The sequence below is a fragment of the Alkalibacterium pelagium genome, assembly GCF_900109325.1.
Taxonomy (GTDB): Bacteria; Bacillota; Bacilli; order Lactobacillales; family Carnobacteriaceae_A; genus Alkalibacterium; species Alkalibacterium pelagium.
Genome location: NZ_FNZU01000001.1, coordinates 209,035 through 229,300, shown reverse-complemented (window position 1 = coordinate 229,300; position 20,266 = coordinate 209,035). Strand labels below are relative to the sequence as shown.

General features: G+C 43.1%; 17 protein-coding genes. 1 reads left to right on the top strand and 16 read right to left on the bottom strand.

All coding sequences use genetic code 11. The annotated features are described in order from the left end of the window. Positions 1-54: 54 nt before the first annotated feature. From pbp4 to BMX79_RS01060, 3 genes are read right to left on the bottom strand one after another with little or no spacing between them, the layout of a single operon-like run. A complete protein-coding gene (gene pbp4, locus BMX79_RS01070; protein WP_091478386.1) occupies positions 55-2,130 on the bottom strand; it encodes a penicillin-binding protein PBP4(5) in 2,076 nt (691 codons plus the stop codon). Positions 2,131-2,157: 27 nt separating this feature from the next. After that, complete coding sequence (locus BMX79_RS01065) at positions 2,158-2,847, bottom strand: beta/alpha barrel domain-containing protein (RefSeq protein ID WP_091478384.1); 690 nt, start codon at positions 2,845-2,847, stop codon at positions 2,158-2,160. 25 nt (positions 2,848-2,872) lie between these two features. Next, positions 2,873-3,472, bottom strand: a complete 600-nt coding sequence (locus BMX79_RS01060) for a glycoside hydrolase family 73 protein (RefSeq protein ID WP_170230927.1) — start codon at positions 3,470-3,472, stop codon at positions 2,873-2,875. A gap of 247 nt (positions 3,473-3,719) precedes the next feature. Here BMX79_RS01060 and BMX79_RS01055 point away from each other — a divergent pair, with 247 nt between their 5' ends. Then, a complete protein-coding gene (locus BMX79_RS01055; RefSeq protein ID WP_091478379.1) occupies positions 3,720-4,688 on the top strand; it encodes a Gfo/Idh/MocA family protein in 969 nt (322 codons plus the stop codon). Positions 4,689-5,263: 575 nt separating this feature from the next. On the opposite strand, the gene BMX79_RS01050 is transcribed toward BMX79_RS01055, so the two are convergent. The 13 genes from BMX79_RS01050 to upp all read right to left on the bottom strand — a co-directional run bounded on the left by BMX79_RS01050 (position 5,264) and on the right by upp (position 20,232). Next, positions 5,264-5,593, bottom strand: coding sequence for a thioredoxin family protein (locus tag BMX79_RS01050; protein WP_091478377.1), 330 nt, complete (start codon positions 5,591-5,593; stop codon positions 5,264-5,266). A 36-nt stretch (positions 5,594-5,629) separates the two neighbouring features. Beyond that, positions 5,630-8,614: an FtsX-like permease family protein gene (locus tag BMX79_RS01045; RefSeq protein ID WP_091478373.1), complete on the bottom strand. Its 2,985-nt coding sequence runs from the start codon at positions 8,612-8,614 to the stop codon at positions 5,630-5,632. A 30-nt stretch (positions 8,615-8,644) separates the two neighbouring features. Continuing rightward, positions 8,645-9,349: an ABC transporter ATP-binding protein gene (locus BMX79_RS01040; protein WP_091478372.1), complete on the bottom strand. Its 705-nt coding sequence runs from the start codon at positions 9,347-9,349 to the stop codon at positions 8,645-8,647. Positions 9,350-9,589: 240 nt separating this feature from the next. Continuing rightward, positions 9,590-10,768, bottom strand: coding sequence for a class I SAM-dependent rRNA methyltransferase (locus tag BMX79_RS01035; protein WP_091478370.1), 1,179 nt, complete (start codon positions 10,766-10,768; stop codon positions 9,590-9,592). Between the two features lie 152 nt (positions 10,769-10,920). Further along, on the bottom strand, positions 10,921-13,062 hold the full coding sequence (locus BMX79_RS01030; RefSeq protein ID WP_091478369.1) for an LTA synthase family protein: 2,142 nt from the start codon (positions 13,060-13,062) through the stop codon (positions 10,921-10,923). A 214-nt stretch (positions 13,063-13,276) separates the two neighbouring features. Next, complete coding sequence (locus tag BMX79_RS01025; RefSeq protein ID WP_246117603.1) at positions 13,277-14,731, bottom strand: ATP-binding protein; 1,455 nt, start codon at positions 14,729-14,731, stop codon at positions 13,277-13,279. Beyond that, positions 14,709-15,416, bottom strand: coding sequence for a response regulator transcription factor (locus BMX79_RS01020; RefSeq protein ID WP_091478365.1), 708 nt, complete (start codon positions 15,414-15,416; stop codon positions 14,709-14,711). The genes BMX79_RS01025 and BMX79_RS01020 overlap by 23 nt, the downstream gene beginning before the upstream one ends. 200 nt (positions 15,417-15,616) lie before the next feature. Next, on the bottom strand, positions 15,617-15,964 hold the full coding sequence (locus tag BMX79_RS01015) for a single-stranded DNA-binding protein (protein WP_307724190.1): 348 nt from the start codon (positions 15,962-15,964) through the stop codon (positions 15,617-15,619). A gap of 126 nt (positions 15,965-16,090) precedes the next feature. Next, positions 16,091-16,279, bottom strand: coding sequence for a DNA-directed RNA polymerase subunit beta (locus BMX79_RS01010; protein ID WP_091478364.1), 189 nt, complete (start codon positions 16,277-16,279; stop codon positions 16,091-16,093). Between the two features lie 48 nt (positions 16,280-16,327). Further along, a complete protein-coding gene (mreB, locus tag BMX79_RS01005) occupies positions 16,328-17,320 on the bottom strand; it encodes a rod shape-determining protein MreB (RefSeq protein ID WP_091478362.1) in 993 nt (330 codons plus the stop codon). A 381-nt stretch (positions 17,321-17,701) separates the two neighbouring features. Continuing rightward, positions 17,702-19,006, bottom strand: a complete 1,305-nt coding sequence (murA, locus tag BMX79_RS01000; RefSeq protein WP_091478361.1) for a UDP-N-acetylglucosamine 1-carboxyvinyltransferase — start codon at positions 19,004-19,006, stop codon at positions 17,702-17,704. 208 nt (positions 19,007-19,214) lie between these two features. Beyond that, entirely contained in the window at positions 19,215-19,445 is a 231-nt protein-coding gene (locus BMX79_RS00995) for a DUF1146 family protein (protein ID WP_091478359.1), read from the bottom strand. A 157-nt stretch (positions 19,446-19,602) separates the two neighbouring features. After that, complete coding sequence (gene upp / locus BMX79_RS00990) at positions 19,603-20,232, bottom strand: uracil phosphoribosyltransferase (protein WP_091478358.1); 630 nt, start codon at positions 20,230-20,232, stop codon at positions 19,603-19,605. Between the last annotated feature and the right edge of the window lie 34 nt (positions 20,233-20,266).

Genomic DNA, 20,266 nt, shown 5'->3' with positions numbered 1-20,266 from the left:
TATCATATACACATCAGGGATACAACAAATATTTCATCACGTCACTGAACTGCCTTAATTAACGGCATAATCTGAAATAGAGGGTTTGAGATTATCAAGAAATGTATCAAACCGTTCGATGACGTCTCCACTTCGCTGTCCTTCAAGGAAACCAACGAAAGAGTAGCTCTGATCATCAGCATCAAATACATATAAAAAGCCGTTTGTATCGTTGCCCTCTTCACCAGCAATTTCTGCTGTCCCTGTTTTTGCTCCTACCGTGTGGCTCACATTCTGAAGGCCTCGGGCCGTTCCATTTGCATGGGTCACACTTTCAATCAGATCATTCCTTACAATACTGGCAGATTCTTCAGTAAACAGCTGATTACCATTCTCTCTATGTTCATTTAATAGAACTGTCGGATAGGTCAGTCTTCCGTCGTTGACGACAGGTGAATAGAAAACCAGCTGATGAATGAGGTTCATCAGGACTTGCCCCTGCCCATAAGCTGTATCAGCAAGCAGCGTTTCACTATCGATGGTATCATCATTAGCAAACTGTGCAGGTGTCATATCAAAAGGAAGATCAAGATTATCTCCGAAGGGCAGCTGATTGAGTGCTTCAGTGAAGGCCTCTTCTCCCATCTCAAGAGCTTCCATTGCAAAGTAAATATTGTCAGAATAAATCAGAGCTGTTGCGAGATCAACATCACTTACACTTTCACTGACTCTCGTAATGCTGTGATCTCCAAACCCCGGAAGATCAGGTGACCACTGCAAACCTTCGATCCGATTGGTTTCATCAGGGTCGATTCCTCCGTCATCCAGAAGAATGAGAGAGGACAGAATTTTAAAGGTCGATCCGGGAGCGTACCGACTTGTATATCGATTTACAAACGGTGTGTTTTCATCATCCATATAACCTGAATATTCTTCAGCCGAAATACCTCTCGTGAAAGACTGTGGACTGTATGACGGTGCACTGACCATGGCAAGCAGCTCCCCTGTCTGCGGATGCATGACCGCTCCCGCACCAGGCTCATTATCGAATGAATCAAAGAGCTCCCTTTGAACATCGCTGTCTATTGTCAGACGAACGGACTGTCCATTTTGTCGCTCATTTTCAATGACGACTTCTTTTACTTCGTCGCTGTTATCTACTATTGATATCTGGCCCCCAGTATGTCCTCTAAGCTGAGAGTCAAACACGGCTTCGAGGCCAGCTTTTCCTACAATTTGTCCGGATGCGAGGGTCGGATCTTCCTGAATGTCCTCAGCTGTCACTTCACCGATATAGCCAATGAGGTGCGCAGCCGCTTCATTTAAAGGATAGACTCTTTCGCTGGTCCGCTGATATCTTACCCCAGTTACTTCAGGAGTCTCCCCCTCCTCAACTACTGTAAACGGCACTAGACTTTCATCTGTCACCCATGCCTGATTCAGCAAGTTCTCCAGCTGGTCAATACTGACACCGAATGTCTCGCTGATTGTGTCGAGATTAGTCGCTCGTTGATCTCCTTCTCCAAGAGATGCGGGATACAAGCCAGCCTGATAGGCATCTCCTTCTCCTGCAAGCAGATTGCCATGCCGGTCATAAATCGATCCTCTGTCCGGTTCTGTAAAGGACACACGTACGCTGTCCCCTTCTTCCATTCCGGGTAGTATAAGCGAAGGCCCCCACTGAAGCGTTATGTCGTCTTCCGTTTCCTGAATAACTGTTTCATACCTCAAGTCATCCAGACGCCCTAAAACGGTGTCCATACGGAGCGTGTAAGTTAAGGTATACTGATCTGTTTCTTCATTAAGGAGTAGTTCCTGATCCATGATGGCCAGATCATTTGCACCGATCCCCTGAAAAATCGTTTCATAGCGCTCGGCAAGTTCTTCGTCAGTATAATCAAATTCAGATACCGATTGAGCTGATAATGTGGAGACAAAAGTATCGAAGTCGGCCGCTGTTTTTGCTGTTAAGTAAGAGTCGACTGCAGCCTCAACGTCTTCCTGACGCTGTATCGCCCGCTGTTCTTCTTGCCAGTTTGTATAGACGATCCATCCTCCGACAGCCAGTATGACAGCCATAATTGTTCCGACTGCAATCCAGATCCATCGTCTGGTTTTCCTGTTCTTTGGTGTCCTTCTGCTATTATTCAACTCAGCAACTCCTTCAAATCAGATTAGTTATTCTTCTTCAAATCGGTCTTTCTCTCTTTCCCTGTAATCCATCATCTTACGGCTGAACAGCTCACCATTTGATGGTGGCGTATAGGTTATTGCATTAGCTCCGGCATCGATGGTTTCGAGGATACTTTCATTTGTTGGACCACCGGTGGCAATGATCGGAATGTCCGGATACGCTTCTCTTAATTTTCTTACAATCTTGCTTGTTTTTGACGCACCGGAGACATTGATGATGTCCACTCCGGCTTTTATTTTCTCCTCGATATCCGTATATTCGGATACCACCGTAAGTATGATTGGGATATCGATCACTTCATTGATTTTCTCGATAGTATCAGTCGGTGTAGGCGCATTGATGACGACCGCTTTACATCCGTGAGACTCGGCAAAGAGAGCCATATTAGCTGATCGGATCCCTTGGGTTGTTCCCCCGGCTATCCCTGCCATGACGGGTATGGTTGAAACAGATGTAATAGCTTCAATAATCGCAGGATGGGGTGTAAACGGATAGACTGCCATGATCGCATCAGCATCATTGTTCATAATCAGTGCAATGTCTGTAGTGAACAGCAGTGCCTTGAATCGTTTCCCGTTGATCAGGATTCCGCTCGATTTTCTGATGACTTCCGGCACCGCAATATAATCTTTGAATAAGTGCGTACGAACTTGTGGATATTTTTTGTTTGTCATAGTATTCCCTCTTTACTATATAATTTTAACGGTCATATTGATCAAGATTGTATAATTCAACAATTTCTATCAGTTTTTCAGGATACGTCGGATCGGTCGCATACCCTGAATTTTTCAGCTCCTGTGCAGCTTCTCTATAGTTTTCTGCTTCGATCACTGGCCTGTACAGATCAGGATTCCAGTTTGTTCCCCCAGCAATCAGGTCTGCGTAGTCTTCCACTGATTCCTGAAGTGAGCCATAACTTCTGAATGAAGCCTGGATTTCTACCCAGTCATCTTCATACTCAAGTGTGGAATAAGCCGGTTGTCCTGAAGACCCTTTGATACCAAAATAGTTCTGTTCGTTTACTGCTAGCCCACTCTGTCCCCAATTTGATTCAACTATGGCCTGAGCAATAGTGATACTTGGCCAAATCCCGTGAGATTCCTGCAGCGGTACAGCATATGCTGCCACTGTTTCAATAAACTCAGTCCGGTCTCCAGCGAATCTTCCATTCGGTTCGTCAGTCTGACTGCTCTCGATTGAAGAAGCCAGCAAGGCCAGAGTGCCTGTAAAGGTCAGGATAATCAGAGCCGACCGTTGAAGAAGGCTGGTTCGTTTGCGTCTACTTTGTTTCTTTACCAAAATCGCTTCTCCTTTATCTCATTCTGAATTTTGACCTTTCTTTATTCGATCAAGTTCACAGATCTGGTTCGGGTCATGATTTCGCCTGTTTTCACTTTTAAAGCTACTCTCTGTACTGTCATACTTCCTGTTTATTTTACCATAAGTTTTTTTATGTCGATAGTAAGTGCAGAAGATTATCCTCCTCATTAAATGAATAGTTTGTTACACTATTATCATCACAGCACACTCAGAAAGAAGGATAATTATGACTAAGATAAAATGGGGCATGATCGGATTAGGTGACATCGCTCACCAGTTCGCTCAGTCTTTCAATACAGATAAAGCGGAGCTGACGGCTGTAGCCTCCCGAACTTTACAGAAAGCCTTTGACTTCTCCAATACGTATAAGGTTCCCAAGGCATACGGCAGCTACGAAGAGCTGGCCTATGACCCTGAAATAGATATTGTCTATCTTGCTACGCCAAACAGCCTGCATAAGGACAATATGATGATGCTCCTTAAAGCCAACAAACATATTTTATGTGAGAAGGCCATCACGATGAACAAGAACGAACTCGACGACGTGCTGGCCCTGGCTGAAGAGAAGAATCTCATCGTAGCTGAGGCCATGACGATTTATCATATGCCCCTTTTTGCCCAGCTGAAAGAACGGATTACTGGAGGCGAATTCGGTCCTTTGAAAATGGTCCATGCTTTCTTTGGGAGCCTGAAACCAAATGACCCGGCAAACCGCTTCTTTAATCCTGATTTAGGCGGAGGTGCACTTCTTGATATTGGCGTCTATGCTCTTTCCTTCGTGAGGTACTTCCTCTCAAGCCAGCCTGATGAACGGATGACCTCTGTCTCATTACATGACAGTGGTGTGGATGAGCGCAGTTCCTTTCAATTCAGTAATATAGAGGGAGAAATGAGTACAATATCACTCAGCTTCCGTTCCAAAATGCCGAAACAAGGCGTGATTGTCTGCGAAGACGCTTATATCACAGTCATGAATTACCCAAGAGCTGAGTCAGCAGTCATAACTCATTCAGATGGTCATACGGAAGAAGTAACAGCCGGAGATCATGACCGCGCATTGACTTATGAAATAGAAAACCTTTCAGACACATTGGCGACTGGTAAAGATCTGACATCGATCGATCTGACTAAGGATGTAAACGAACTGATGGACTGGGCAGCACGAGAATGGAAGATGGATTGGCTGATCAGCTGATCTAAAAGTAATAATGATGGGGGAATTCTCTCGAGAATTCCTCTTTTTTATGCTTTAAAGCTTAATTTGCTGTCCGAAGATCCTCTGGTTGTTTATTTACTTTTAACAGCCTCTCTTCTGGCAGCTAGTGACCACTCATACAACTTTTTAATGTGAGTGGACAATAATACTCACCTTTTTGTCCGCCCAAGCGACTTTTTCATTCGAGTAGTCAATAATTCTTTTATCTATGCCCACCTAAATGGATTTCCTATCCGACTGGGCAATAATCTTCAATTTAATGGCCACTCATTACGATTATCTAAATCAGCAGGCAGTAATCACAACTATAAGGTTTGGGGACTCGAGAAATCGAGTCCTTCCTTTAATTATCTATTAATTATGGCTGCCACTGCAGCCTATTCAAAAAACAAACGGCCACAGTGACTTATCTGAAATCGTGTCGGAGAATGTCTGTCAGGACAGATCTGTTCTCTTCTCCGTTTCAGTAAAAAAAGTACTGTTGCCGTTGATTATAAGCTTATATTTTTCACTTTGCAGGTTTAATCAAGATACCTCATGACTCAATGATTTACCTAAACTGAGTCAAGTATCTTGTCTAATCTTTCCTTGAGCTCTTCCGTACGTATGAACCGGGCAATACGAAGCACTTCTTTTCCTTCAAGGAACAGAAGAACGACAGGAACGGTAAAGACCGTAAACTCTCCTGATAACATAGGCAGCTTTTCGATATCGGCCTGTATAGACATCAGTTCATTGTAACTGTCGATCATCGGTCTGATCTGAGGCAGCACTCCGTGACAGACGGAGCAATGTTCTCCGTAGAGAAAGACGAAAACCATCTTATTATTGTCGATCAGTTCCCTTACTTCTTCAACACTCTCAGCTTCTCTAAACCCATTCATAGCTATCCTCCCCGCTACTCAAAAATATTGTGCGTATCAGTCTTGTGTTTTGAGCGCTTCTACCATATCTACTCTTTTCAGTTTAAAGTGCATGACCAGCATGACCAGACTGGAGAAGAAGAACATCAGCAGGAATGAGTACAGATAACTTGTTAAACTGATCTGTCTTGCGAATCGCATAATGTCGATTTCTGCTGTCTGCAGGACAAACCGGTGCATGATGAACCCAAGTCCGAAACCTGCAAGGATTCCTAAGATTGTGAGCACTAGGTTTTCTCTATAGACATACATCGTCACTTCTTTATCAAAGAACCCGAGTACTTTAATAGTAGACAGTTCGCGTATCCGTTCAGAAACGTTGATATTTGTCAGGTTGTATAAGACGACAAAAGCCAGGGATGCTGCGGAAACGATCAGGACAACAGTCACTACATCCAGACTGTCCATTGAATCCTGGAACGCGTCTTCGATCGAGGCAGCGAATGCCACACCTTGAACGGCATCTTCTGATGTCAGCTCCTGCCCCAGCTGATCATCATCAACTGCAGCTGTATCATATCTCAATAATCTTGTGTCATATTCTGCTTCTTCTCCCATGAGTTCTTCATAAGCAGCAGGTGACAGATACACATAATGCTGAACGTAATGTTCAACTATTTCTTCAATTTCGACTTCAAACACATCGGAATCGTTAGTTTCTACTGTGATGACATCTCCGACATCAGCATCAAGCAAGTCGGCCAGCTTGTCTGTGACGATGGCTCCTTCTTCAGGCAAATCAAAGGTAACCGATTCATCATCCAGGTCGCGAAGGACTACAAACTCCTCCATCCGATCCGGTTCGCTAGGAACAAACAGATTGATATCGTGTGATGCCTCGCCTCTTTCAGCTGCAGCATTATCCTGACTGACGTGAAGGTGTCCTTCCAGCCCTTCAATGGAATCAAGTGTCTCAATATACTCATCGACCTGACTTTCACTGGCATCCGTATTTTCTGAGACAATAGCCTGATACAGATTGATTTCTCCAAATTGTATATCCCCAATATCTCCAATCGAGTCGGAAAGTCCATAACCTGTAAGAAGCAGTGCAGTTCCACCAGCCACTCCAAATAAGGTCATGAGCATTCGACGCTTATATCTGAACAGATTTCTCGACGCAACCTTTTGAGTAAAGGTGAACCGATTCCAGATAACTGGCATGTATTCCAGGAAAATACGTTTTCCTTTTTTAGGTGCTTTTGGCTTCAATAAGGCAGCTGCGTTGCTCCTCAGTGATAAACGAACGGATACGAGTGTCGATAAACCTGTTGCCAGGAGCGCCCCTGTAATTGAAATGACAGCATAACTCCAGTAGAACTGTGTGTCTGCGGATGGCAGATTATACATTGAACTATAGGCATCCATTACAACGGTTGGGAAGATCCAGTAACCTAGGAACAGACCAAGAACCCCACCTACAACTGTTGCGATAAAGGCATAAACGAAATACTTCATCGCAATTGGGAAATTACCATAGCCTAATGCTTTCAGTGTTCCAATCTGATTTCTTCCCTCATCGACCATTCTAGTCATTGTTGTCAGAGATATCAGTGCCGCAAGCAGGAAGAAGAAGACAGGAAAGATCTGCGCGATTGCTGTAATCCGTTCTGCATTTTCATCAAACTCTCCATAGCCCTGGAAGGACGTCCGATCCTGAATAAAGTATTCCGGCTCTTCAAGATCAGCAAGTTCCTCTTCGGCTTCGGCCAGGTCTGCTTCGGCTTCTGCTATCTCTTCTTCTGCACTCTCCTGTTCTTCTTCGAACTCGGCAAGCCCCTCTTCATACTCTTCCTGTGCCTCTTCAAGCTCAACGCGGGCATCTTCCAGTTCGGCTCTCGCTTCCTGGATTTCATTATCCAGCTCGGTTTCTGCCTGTTCCAGTTGAGCGAGTCCCTGCTGAATCTGTTCTTCCTGAGCGTCAAGTTCAGCGGAGGTCTGGGGATCTTCTATCTGGGCTGCTTCAAGCTGTTGTCTATTTGATTCCACTTCAGCAAGAGCGGACTGCAGCTGAGCACGCTGATCTTCGATTTCGCTTCTGGCGTCTGCTTCTTCCTGCTCCAGCTCCGCAAGTCCCTCTTCATAGTCTTCAAAACCCTCTTCGATTTCAATTCGAGCGTCTTCCAGTTCCTGCTGAGCCTCTTCGAGTTCCTGTCGCGCTTCTTCAATTTCATCGTAACCATCGCTGATTTCTTCTTCTATTTCCGCAACGAGCGAATCATAACGCTCGGAAGGACGGTCTGCCAGCAATTCTTCGACTTCTTCTGTACGCTCACTAATATACTGGTCATAGTCCTCAGAATAAACATCATAGTCACGTGCATTCTCAAAAAGAAGGTAGGCATCTGTAAAGACTTCAAGATCGAAGGCTTCTTCCAGCACTAATGCGAATCCAGAAAGAGAACCTGTACCAACTTGTGTGTTGCCCCGCTCCCCCCGCTCAATATAACGCGGGTGATTGACAAATCCCACGACTTCGAAAGTAGTCTCAGAGAAATTTTCTTCAAATTCATCAGGCGTACCTTCCTCAATCTGCACCGTGTCTCCAATACTGTATTCGTCCACATAGCTGTTCGTATTGTCCAGAGCTATTTCATTGACTGCTTCGGGCAGTCTTCCCTCTACGACGACCGGTTGATTGATTTCCTCATAATTATCAGGAAGACCCATAATTTTCGAAGACTGTCCGGACTCTTCAAACACAACATCCATGCTGTAAGTAAATTGCAGACGTGTATCTTCAAGTGTTTCCAGCAGATCGACATCCTCATCTTCGAGACCCATGGTTGAAAATACATGCAGGTCGCTGAGCTGCTGTTCATCGAAATACTCATCGGCTGTATGGATCATGACGGGACCCGTTGCACTCAATCCAGCAAAGAAGGCAACGCCCAGCATGATGATGGCGAAGATGGACAGAAAGCGGGTCTTTGTTCGCCAGATCTCTCTAACTGTGTCTTTCCAAACTGTTCTATATTTCATCTGATTCCCTCAATTCTATCGACATCTCCTTTACCACTCAATGCTTTCAACCGACTGCGGCTGTTCATTGATGGTGACTTCTCTGACTTTCGCATTATTGATGTCGATCACTCGATTGGCCATTGGAGCAATGGCACGGTTATGTGTGATGACGACAACCGTTGCTCCATATTCTTCTTTTGAACGGCTGAGGAGGTCGAGAACCTTCTTTCCAGTTTCATAGTCCAGTGCTCCAGTGGGTTCGTCACATAAAAGTAACTTAGGCTGCTTAGCTAGAGCCCGGGCAATAGCTACCCTCTGCTGCTCTCCTCCTGAAAGCTGAGCAGGAAAGTTGTCCATCCGATGTTCCAGTCCGACACTTCTGAGTACTTCCTCCGCATCAAGAGCATCAGGTGAAATTTCAGCTGCCAGTTCAACATTTTCTTTAGCAGTCAGGTTGGGAATCAAATTGTAGTTCTGAAAGATGAACCCTACATCATTACGTCTATATTCAGTCAGTTGCTTCTGATCGAATCCAACAATATTGGTTCCGTCTATAATAACCTCCCCGCTATCTGCAGCATCCATCCCTCCAAGTATGTTCAAGACAGTTGTTTTTCCTGCACCACTGGGACCGACAATTACAGCAAACTCATTTTTTTCAATATCAAAAGTGATTTTGTCATTGGCAATCACTTCAGTTTCTCCAGATTTATATTTCTTGACTTCGTCTTTTACACTGATATAAGCGGTCATCACGTTCATCCTTTCTACATATGCCTTACTATTTTAGCATATCCATTAAGCCCTTCAGTATAAGTTAGCTTAAAGAACATAAATTTTCATGAAAAAATCATAACTAAAAGAACAGCTTTACGAATCTGTTCAGCCTTAAAAAACAACTTAGACTCATCCACTTCCATACTACAAGAAAACGCCCTGCAGTTTATCCTCACGGGTCATACTGCAGAACGTCTACTCATTTATATAGTTAACTTAGTTTGTCCGTTCAAGTACAAATACTTTAAGGTAGTGTCCCTCGGGATACGCTCTGCTTACTGCAAAGTCATCTGGCAGATCATGTTCATCCATCAGATACGCGTCCACTTGAAGCTCTTCTAGAGCATCGTTGACCATTTCAAAAAAGTCATCTCTGCTGACGCTCCATGCATTTGTTGAAGTGATCAGTACGCCGTTCTGAGCCAGTACTTCCACTGCATCTTTTACGAGTTCCGTATAGTCCTGATCGACACTGAACGTTCGTTTTTTAGTTCTAGCAAAAGTTGGCGGATCAAGAACAATCAGATCAAAGCGCAGCTGATGCTTCTTGGCATAATCAAAATAATCAAAGACATCCATTACTCGGATTTCGTGATCATCCGGATTCAAGCCATTCAGTTCAAACTGTTCTCTAGTTCTTTCCTTACTTCTATTTGCCACATCCACGTTGACTGTTTTAGACGCACCACCCATTGCGGCTGCGACTGAAAAAGCACCGGTATAACTGAAGGCATTGAGTACTTTACGTCCCATACCAAGTTCTTCCATGATTTTTCTTCTGACATTGCGCTGATCCAAGAAAATCCCTGTCATCCAGCCTTCATTCAAGTAGACATTATAACGAATCCCATTCTCTAGAATGGTCATCGGTTGGTCTGCCTGTTTTCCATCTACAAATTTAGACTTGAATGGAGCTGACGGGTAGCGCAGTTTTTCATAAATCCCCTTGTAGTCGGGGACTGCCATTCTAAATGCATCCAGAATCATGTCTCTATGCTGATAAATCCCTGCGCTATACCATGTAAAGACGTAATAACCGTCATAATAGTCTATAGTCACCCCGCCGATGCCGTCGCCTTCACCGTTGAAGAAGCGGAAAGCGGTCGTCAGTTTATCCGCATAGAATGATGTCCGTTTCTTTCGCGCCATTCTGAACTGACGATCGAAGAAAGATACATCCAGCTTGTCAGTATCGTCTAAAGAAAGCACCCAACCGGCTGTTTTTTTCTCGTCTCCAATATAGCCAAGACCGACAAACTTGCGGGAGCTGTCGAGCAGTCTCACAAAGTCGCCTTCTACAACCTGGTCTTTGTCTTTGAAATCATAGTCTTCTAAAGCCGGATACCCTTTTTGTATTCGACTGGCTGCCAGTTTTTTCACTTGTAAATTCTTCATAATGCGCCCCTTTGATTTCTTTTTCATTGTTGCTTTCACAAAATAATTATACCATACATGACTCTTGCAGTTTACTCGAGAAGAAAAGAAGAGAGACAAACAATCTGTTCATCTCTCTTCTGTTCATCTCTCTTCTTTTCATATTCAATCTGTTAATCCTGTATTCTTTCCATCAGTCCACGATTAGGACGATAAATATAGTCGATTTTCTCTCTGATCTCAGGAGCGTCAGTTTCGTAAAGGTGAAGTGTCGACTCACCCCTGTTCTTTTCAATAACACTAGTCTGTATTCCAGGATGATTTTGAAGAACTTCCATCTGATTAGAATACGTATACTCCAGTGGTTCCAGTTGTGTCAGACTTTCCGGCTGATAGAATCTGAGTAGATCCATGGACATCAGTCTGTCCGAATGATTCAGTTCCATTCTAGCCTGGTCTCTTTCACCAATAAGTTCAAGACGTTCTTCTTCGCTAAACTGCTCTGAAAGCTCTTCGCCAGTCTGATTGTCATAGATCCGGTCATTAATAAAGGTGTAATCAGTTGTGATCACTCGTCCGTTCCTTAATGGTACGCTGCTGTCATGTCCTGGAGACAGCAGATCTTGTCCCATAAAAAGGTAATCGTCCGTTTCTATTCCAAGGAGGTGAAGCAAGGTAGGCAGCACATCGATCTGACCACTTGGCATGTCGAACACTTGCCCCTCATCCATTCCTGGAATGTGCAGGATAAAAGGAACCTGCTGCATCTCAGCATTCTGGAATTCTCCCCACTCTTCCGGATCTTCTCCAATAAGTGGAGCCACATGAGGGTTTCTCATATTGGAAATCCCGTAGTGATCTCCATACATGACAAAAATAGAATTTTCATATAGACCTGTTTTTTTCAGATAAGTGAAAAATTCTTCAATCGCTTCGTCAGCATAATTAGCTGTGGCAAAGAAGTCGTTCACTGTAGAATCTTCTGTCTGTGCAATCGGAAACCCTGCATTCTGGTCGTCCAGTGGATAAGGGAAATGGTGCGTGACTGTGAGAAATTTAGTATAGAATGGCTGAGGGAGCTGTTCCAGATACTCAACCGAATCTCTGAAGAACAACTTATCTTTCAATCCGTACTCAAGCGACCGATCTCCTGACAGGTCATAATATTCAGCATCGAAGAAATAATCATAGCCGAACTGTCGGTAAGTGTCTGACCGATTCCAGAAAGAACCGACATTCCCATGAAAGGCAGCTGACGTGTAATCTGCTTTACTTTTCAGTATTCCTGGTGTTGCATGAAACGTATTGGATGACCCCAGAGTCTGAAACGCGCTGCCCTGAGGAAGACCATACAAAGATGTTTCAGTTAATATTTCGGCATCCGAAGATTTCCCTTGACCAGTCTGATGATAGAAATTACTGAAGCTGAAAGACTCTTCACTGTTAAATAAACTATTTACAAACGGCATGACTTCGTGTGTCTCGCCGTTTTCATCTTCAAGCTCATAATCGATTAGAAACTGCTGAATACTTTCCATAGCAATCACTATGACATTACGGTCTTCTGCCATTCCAAAGTACTGTGGGTCTGGTTCAGCGCGATTGACTTTCGCATAACTGACAATTTCTTCAAGATGAGATTCGTCAGCGCTGGCTTTGATATGAGAATTCTTAGCAGTCTGATATACATCATAACCTGTAAAAAAGTTGATTCCCATATATTTAACAATGTAATTCCGGTCGAATGTCCGTGTAAGCAGCTGTGGTCGACTGACTTCTGCCAGCAGAAGATTCCCCACTAGCATAATAATACCTAATACAAGAGTCCCGACTGCCTTCCTGCTGATATCCAGTCTGTTGCGCAGTGCCGGCTGGCCTTTTTTAACCTTATAAATCACAGCTGCAAAGACTAATACATCAATCCAGTACAGCAGATCCCAGGGCCTCATCATGGCAAGTGTGGACGCTATCAGTGCCCCGGATACATTGTTTGATCCGACTAAAATATTCATTGTCAGAAAGTCTGTAAATTCTCTGTAATATAATATATTCGAATAGAGGAGCAGCGTAGCCGCCAGGAGAATCCCCATCAGCAGCCCGATGCGCCGTTTCTTGTTTTTGCTGAAAAGTGCCACCGAAAACAGAATGATCCCCAAACCTAAAGGGTTGATAAGCAAAATGAGATGCTGAAGCCATCCAGTCACCCCAAGATCAAATTCAAGCAGATAGGCAAAATAGGTTTTCAGCCAGAATAGAACGATAAGTACGCTGAATAGATCAGTTTGTTTCATGAAGATCTGTTTTATCTTAGACATAGAAGTCCCTTCTTTATCACTATTAGACATGATGCCTGTCAGCACACAATATATTCAGTACTGAACATGCCTGTTTCAAACTATAAATATAGACCAAAAAATCCGACCTGTAAAGAACTTTACATGAAAATGAACGATCTTTTAACTCCATCCACTATACAAGCCCTTACAGGTCAGATATTCTCATTATTTAATTAACTATTAAGAGCTGTTCTTATTCTTCTTCGCTATACTCTTCATCTCTATCAGGGAAGTGGATTGTAAATATGGTGCCTTCGTCTGGTTCACTTTCGACATCGATGCTAGCCTGGTGAAGCTGGACCAGCTGCTGTACAATGGCAAGTCCCAGCCCGGACTCTCCATATTTCGTATTGACTCTTGAGGAATCTGCTTTGAAGTAACGGTCCCAGATAAAGCGCAGCTCTTCCTTAGACATGCCTATCCCAGTATCCTCAATGCTGATGCTGACTCCCTCATCTGTTTTTGTTCCACTGACAATGATCGTTCCTTCACTGGTAAACTGCATGGCATTCTTTATGAGGTTCACAAGAATCTGTTTCAGGCGGTCATAGTCCGCATATATGGAGAGCCCCTCAACATCTTTTATTATCAGTTTGTTTGTGGATTCTAAAACAATCTCTTTCATCTGTTCCTTAATTTCTTCAAGTATATCACTAAGCGGAACATAATGCTTATTCAGAACAATTCGATTGGAGCGAATATTTTCATAATCCATGTTTTCATTGACTAGCCTGATCAGGCGGCGAGTTTCCTTGCGCATCAGCTGAATGCTTCTCAGTTTCTGCTGTTCAGGAATAACCCCATACTCAAGCCCCTCCAACAGACCATTGATTGTAGTCAGCGGAGTACGCATTTCATGCGCCGCATCCTGCATAAATGTTTTCCTTCGCTCTTCCTGACGATTCACTTCCTCCTGAGACAACTTGAGCGCGCTGACCATGCGGTTGAAATCTCTTGAGAGGTAGTCGATTTCGTCTCGTTCCTTATGATCCAGACGAATACTGTACTCCCCTTCCGCCACCTGATGTGCTGCTTTTCTTAGACGGTTGACCCTTTTGACCTGATTATGGGCGAAAATAAAGCTCATAAGTACTGCTAATATAGTCGAGATCAGAAATGCCTGGAAGAGGTTCCCTTCCAGTTCTTCCATCTGCTCATCAATGTGACTGACCGGTGCACTAACCGTAACGAATCCAGAGTAGTCTCCCTGCTGATTGTCAAAGTAAGGAAGATAGATCAGAGCCGTTTCACGAGGGTTTCCAAGCATGTCTTCCTGATTTGTCGTCAGCGACAGACGCTCTCCGGCACGAAGCCGACCTATTTCTTCCGGAACAACTCTCGCTTCTATATCGGGAGGAAGCTCTGGAAAAATTAGAGAGCCCGTCTCGTCAAAAACAAAAAACGATACCCCTTGAGCATATAGGAGCTCCTGAATGGTGCTGAGATCATTGCCATCCAATGATTCATCTGTAATCGATTCAGCATAACGAAACAAGCGAGTCTCGATGCTTCTTACTGCAGTATCCCGTCCAAAATGAACGAGAGACACTACCGTAACAGTCATCAGTATAATGATAACGGCTAAAAAGCCCAGAAACTGCTGGTAAAAATATGGCAGCTTCATCTTAATCGATCGATCCCGTATCATCAAATTTATATCCCACTCCCCATACAGTCTGAATTACCTGAGGGCCATTCTCCGACAATTTCTGACGTAGTTTCTTTATATGTGCATCAACTGTCCGCTCATCGCCGAAATATTCATAATCCCATACCAGCTGAAGTAGCTGCTCACGCGAAAAAACTCGTCTTGGGCTGTTGGCTAAAGTGTAAAGCAAATCAAATTCTTTAGGTGTCAGATTATCCAGTGACTGATTATATAATAGAACTTCTCTAGTCGTCCGGTCCATTTTCAAGTGCTCCGTTTCGATTTCGTATTCAGCACTAGCCGAATCGGAGGCATTGACATTGGCTCTGCGTAAAAGCGACTTGATACGTGCGACCAAAGTAAGTGGACTAAACGGTTTAGTGACATAGTCATCCGCCCCAACTTCAAGACCGATCACCTCATCACTCTCTGAGTCCTTAGCAGTCAGCATAATAATAGGGACTGTCTTGGACTGTTTTCTTATTTCTCTGCATATCGTTATGCCGTCCATTTCAGGAAGCATAAGATCAAGGACGACAAGATCATAGCTGCTTTCATTCTCCTGAAATAGTGAAAGACCTTCTTTACCGTTATGTGCAAAGGTGGCCTCCCATTCTTCTTTTAGAAAAAACATTTCGATCATTTCACAGACTGATTCATTGTCTTCAACCATTAAAATATGCATAGCTATCCTTCTTTCTATAATACGTGCTCCTGTTATTATACCTACCATAGTTGAATTTTCTATGTAAATCAATGCAAATAATGAAGAAATTCCCTGTATGACGAGCCCGATGTCATATTTGGTTCATAACACCTTCTGCTTATTATACAACAGAAGCCGGCAGGATAAACTAGTCATCCTACCGGCTCTATTGGTGTCATTCAGCTGGGCTGAACAGCAGCTTTGTCAGGACTTTTTTTCTGAAGGAACTCCAGATCCTCAACAAGCATTTCAACAACATATCTTGTATCTTCTGATTCGGTTTTATACGATCTGGACTGCATCCGTCCAGTCAGTGCAATAAGATCCCCTTTTGAACAATATTCTTCAAGAAGTTCGGCTCTCTTTCCCCAGGCGACAAAAGGGATGAAATCCGCATCACTGCTTCCATCTTTCTTGTAGGCCTTCCTTACAGCTAATGTATTACTAGTAACCAGCCTTCCTTCTCCGACATCTTTCAGCTCTATATCCTTGGTCAATCTTCCAATCAATGAAATGGCGTTCATCATTTTTTCCTCTCTTCAAATAAAAGTAGAAAGATCTCTCTTTCCCTACTATTACATATTGATAAAAGAATCAGAAAGTCACGAAAAAAAAGACGCTTATCCAAAGATAAACGCCAAAACAGCTAAAAATCAGAATATAAAGTCCAATACATGCTGCCAAAGTTCCGGATTAAATACATCCATAGGATCCCCAGCTCCTCCAATGACGCTGTATCCTAACATTGCTCCCCCTATAAAAGCGGCTGCTATAAGCAAAAGAACAACTAGAACTTTTAATACATAAAATGCTATGTCTTTTAAGATCGTTTTCCACGTCATCAGCGAACACTCCAATACTCACATTCCAGACTTATCAACTTACTATCATTAATACGGTTTGTTTCTCTTTTTCAAGTTTTCAAGCAGGATTCCAGTTCCAAGCGCTACACTATCCAATGGATCTTCTGCTTTAAATACTGGTACTTTCAACTCTTCAGCGAAAAGTAACTCAATGCCGTCAAGCATAGCTCCACCACCGGTCAGAATTATGCCCCGGTCGATGATGTCAGCTGACAATTCAGGTGGGGTCTGTTCCAGAACAGCTTTAGCCTGTTCAACCACGACGACCATTGATTCTTTAGTCGCTTCCATGACTTCAAGTGATGATATGGTAATCGTTCTTGGGAGTCCAGTGACCATGTCACGTCCTCTTACATCCATTTCATCATTGCGACCGTGATCGAAAATCACACCGATTTCCTTTTTAACAGTCTCTGCCGTACGTTCTCCAATGAGAAGATTGTGTTTTTTCTTAATATACTGGGTAATGTCATTATCCAAAGTATCACCGGCAATTTTCACGGAACGGCTGGTAACTATGCCACCCATAGAGAGGACTGCAATATCACTTGTTCCTCCACCGATATCGATGACCATGTTACCGCTCGGCTGGAAGATATCCATTCCTGCTCCAATAGCCGCAACTTTAGGCTCTTCTTCAAGATAGACATTCTTTCCGCCGCTTTTCTCAGCGACTTCGATGATTGCTTTCTGTTCGATTGCTGTAATATTTGTTGGACAGCAGATCAGGATATTAGGTTTAGATAGAAAACCTTTCACATTAAGTTTATCTATAAAGTAAGTCAGCATGGCTTCTGTAATATCAAAGTCTGCGATAACTCCACCCTGAAGGGGACGGATTGCTTTAATATTTCCCGGCGTACGTCCGACCATCATATATGCGTCTTCTCCGACCGCGAGAACTTCATTCGTTTTTGTATCCAGAGCGACCACTGAAGGTTCGTTCAGGACAATTCCTTTTCCTTTAACATGTACCAGCACATTTGCTGTTCCTAAGTCGATGCCAATATCTCTAGCCATCGTTTGTCTCCTCTCAACTGTCAGTTGCTATATTTACAATGCGAGATTCTTTTAAAATTGTTTTCACTCTATCTATGATACTTAAAGTACAAAAAAAGAGCAACCATAAATTAGGAAAAATGTGTGTAGAACCAAAAGAAAACGTCATATTCTATTCAACCTCGACAAGAAATTACCATATGATCTGAATCAGCTTAAACTCATATGAATACACTTAAATAGACCGGCAATCTGGAGCAGTCCTGCATCTCAACAGTAGTAAGTATATTCGTATTTCTTTGTTTCAAAAACGGTATAGCCTTGGCAGTAGCAGGTACTAGGCCAAAAAAAACGGACAGCCCGGTGGCTGTCCGCTCAGTTTTTTCACTATACCTTTGTCTCTCAGTTTGCTGAAACTTCCTTGCTTTTTCCTGATACAGTTTCCTCATCAGATACTCTTTCCAGATCAGCACCCAGTTTCTGCATTTTGACGTGGAAATTAGAATATCCTCTGTCCAAATGGCTTAAGTTTGTGACTTGAGTATAGCCTTTTGAAATAAGTCCGGCAAGAACAAGAGCAGCAGAGGCTCTAAGGTCACTTGAAGCTACTTCGGCTCCCTGTAGAACTTGCCCACCTTGAATGATAAGGCTCTGGCTGTCGACTTTGAAAGAAGCATTCATTTTTCTCAGTTCTTCCATATGCATGTATCTGTTCTCAAAGACAGTTTCTCTCATAATACTCGTGCCTTCAGCTGCAAGCTGAGCAATAGTCATTGGAGCCTGAAGATCCGTTGGGAATCCAGGATGAGGCATCGTCTTGACATCAGTCGGTTTAAGCTTATCCGGACCGATCACGCGTAAGCCTTTAGATGATTCAACAAAAGTTACACCCATTTCTTTCAGTTTTGAAATTAGGGGTTTGTTGTGTTCGGATACGCAGTCTTTAATCAGAATATCTCCCTGTGTGACAGCAGCAGCAACCATAAATGTTCCGCTCTCGATTCGGTCAGGAAGAATAGAATGCTCGATTCCTTTCAAGGAAGAGACTCCTTCAATCCTCACCGTTTCTGTACCTGCACCAACTACTCTTGCTCCCATTTTGTTCAGGAAGTTGGCCAAGTCAACTATCTCAGGTTCTCTAGCAACGTTTTCTATAGTAGTTGTTCCTTCAGCTAGTGTTGCAGCCATCATAATATTCTGAGTTGCTCCTACACTTGGGAAGTCCAGATAAATATGTGCGGCTTTCAGCTTATCTACTGATGCTTCGATGTGACCATTGCCGATATGTATATCGACACCCATTGCTTCAAAACCTTTCAAATGCAGATCGATCGGTCTTGATCCAATCGCACATCCGCCAGGCAATGCAACTTTTGCATGTCCAGTACGAGCCAGCAAAGGTCCCATTACAACAATCGATGCACGCATTTTACTCATAAAGTCAAATGGTGTTTCACTGTTCAAATCATCTGTTGAGTCGATGATTATTTCTTTTTTATCTTCATCAAAAGATACTGGCATATTTAAATGTGTCAGTACCTGATTCATTGTATAGATGTCAGACAACAACGGGACGTTTGTCAGAACATTCTGTCCGCTTTCAGCCAGAACTGTTGCAGCAAGGATCGGTAATGCCGCATTTTTAGCACCATCCACTTCTACTGTACCCGAGAGTTTTCGTCCTCCACCAACTATTATTTTATCCATTCTATGCCCTCCATTATTTAAACCAAGCTTATTTCGAATTGTCTACTGTAATTGTAATTGTCAGATATTTAATGTATTAAGCAATCAGAATATGAAATGCCTGATACAGTATACCAGATACCCGTTGAAAGAGGAACCAATTGAATCCCTTTATCCATGACAAGTTTGTGACATATATTCCTGTTCTGTACAATACTTATTTAAAATATTATAAGAAGAAAAACAGCTGTTGTATTGAAAGAATAAAATCGAGAAAAAACTGACTGACTGTATACCCAATTGCAATGGCTGCAAGAATATATAATGTTCTGGCCTGAGGAATATGATACTTCTTAATCAGTGTGTCCGTGCGTACCGCCTGCAGGGACCAGAATGCAGTTAATATAAAGAAAATATGTGAGACTAGTGCAATAAGTGACTGCAATGTCGTCAATGTCATATCTTTCATCCTTTCGAAACTATAATAGCACACGAAGTGTTATATTTCATTTATTATGCTTGTAACACAATTGTTACAGTGGTAATCGTATTCTAACAAGAAAAAACTCCGATGAGAAAATCCCATCGAAGTCTGTTTCAGTAAATGTTAAGACTAATTACAAGGTTCCGAATAAACGGTCTCCTGCATCGCCCAGTCCTGGGAGAATATAGCCTTTGTCATTCAGCTTCTCATCTAATGAAGCTGTGTAGATATCTACGTCGGGATGAGCATCCTGAAGCACTTTGACGCCTTCAGGTGCAGCAACCAGACAGACGAATTTTATGTTCGTTGCACCACGTTTTTTCAAGGCATCGATTGCAGCTACAGCAGATCCTCCAGTAGCCAGCATTGGATCGACCACCAGCAGTTCTCTTTCTGGTAAATCAGAAGGCATTTTTATAAAGTATTCGACAGGTTCCATAGTTTCGTGGTCACGGTACATACCTACGTGCCCAACCTTAGCAGCAGGAATCAGATCAAGCATGCCATCTACCATTCCCAGCCCAGCTCTTAGAATAGGTACGATAACTACTTTTTTACCGGCCAGTCTTTTTTGAGTTGAGGTAACCAGAGGTGTCTCGATTTCGACATCTTCCAACGGCATTTCTCTCGATACTTCATATGCCAGCAGACGTGCAATTTCGTTGACGACTTCTCTAAAGTACTTTGTTCCTGTACGTTTATCTCTGATTATGGTCAATTTGTGCTGAATTAGTGGATGATCAATTACTTGAAGTTTTCCCATACTATTACCCCTTTGCTCTCTCCGTATTAAATTC

Excerpts from the sequence above, each read along its gene's own strand:
- BMX79_RS01020 (WP_091478365.1), bottom strand. The coding sequence starts at position 15,416 with ATGCATATTTTAATGGTTGAAGACAATGAATCAGTCTGTGAAATGATC.
- BMX79_RS01025 (WP_246117603.1), bottom strand. The coding sequence starts at position 14,731 with ATGATACGGGATCGATCGATTAAGATGAAGCTGCCATATTTTTACCAG.
- BMX79_RS01035 (WP_091478370.1), bottom strand. The coding sequence starts at position 10,768 with ATGAAGAATTTACAAGTGAAAAAACTGGCAGCCAGTCGAATACAAAAA.
- BMX79_RS01065 (WP_091478384.1), bottom strand. The coding sequence starts at position 2,847 with ATGACAAACAAAAAATATCCACAAGTTCGTACGCACTTATTCAAAGAT.
- BMX79_RS01030 (WP_091478369.1), bottom strand. The coding sequence starts at position 13,062 with ATGTCTAAGATAAAACAGATCTTCATGAAACAAACTGATCTATTCAGC.
- BMX79_RS01040 (WP_091478372.1), bottom strand. The coding sequence starts at position 9,349 with ATGACCGCTTATATCAGTGTAAAAGACGAAGTCAAGAAATATAAATCT.
- murA (WP_091478361.1), bottom strand. The coding sequence starts at position 19,006 with ATGGATAAAATAATAGTTGGTGGAGGACGAAAACTCTCGGGTACAGTA.
- BMX79_RS01010 (WP_091478364.1), bottom strand. The coding sequence starts at position 16,279 with ATGACGTGGAAAACGATCTTAAAAGACATAGCATTTTATGTATTAAAA.
- upp (WP_091478358.1), bottom strand. The coding sequence starts at position 20,232 with ATGGGAAAACTTCAAGTAATTGATCATCCACTAATTCAGCACAAATTG.
- BMX79_RS01050 (WP_091478377.1), bottom strand. The coding sequence starts at position 5,593 with ATGAATGGGTTTAGAGAAGCTGAGAGTGTTGAAGAAGTAAGGGAACTG.
- BMX79_RS01045 (WP_091478373.1), bottom strand. The coding sequence starts at position 8,614 with ATGAAATATAGAACAGTTTGGAAAGACACAGTTAGAGAGATCTGGCGA.
- BMX79_RS01015 (WP_307724190.1), bottom strand. The coding sequence starts at position 15,964 with ATGATGAACGCCATTTCATTGATTGGAAGATTGACCAAGGATATAGAG.
- BMX79_RS01055 (WP_091478379.1), top strand. The coding sequence starts at position 3,720 with ATGACTAAGATAAAATGGGGCATGATCGGATTAGGTGACATCGCTCAC.
- BMX79_RS00995 (WP_091478359.1), bottom strand. The coding sequence starts at position 19,445 with ATGACATTGACGACATTGCAGTCACTTATTGCACTAGTCTCACATATT.
- mreB (WP_091478362.1), bottom strand. The coding sequence starts at position 17,320 with ATGGCTAGAGATATTGGCATCGACTTAGGAACAGCAAATGTGCTGGTA.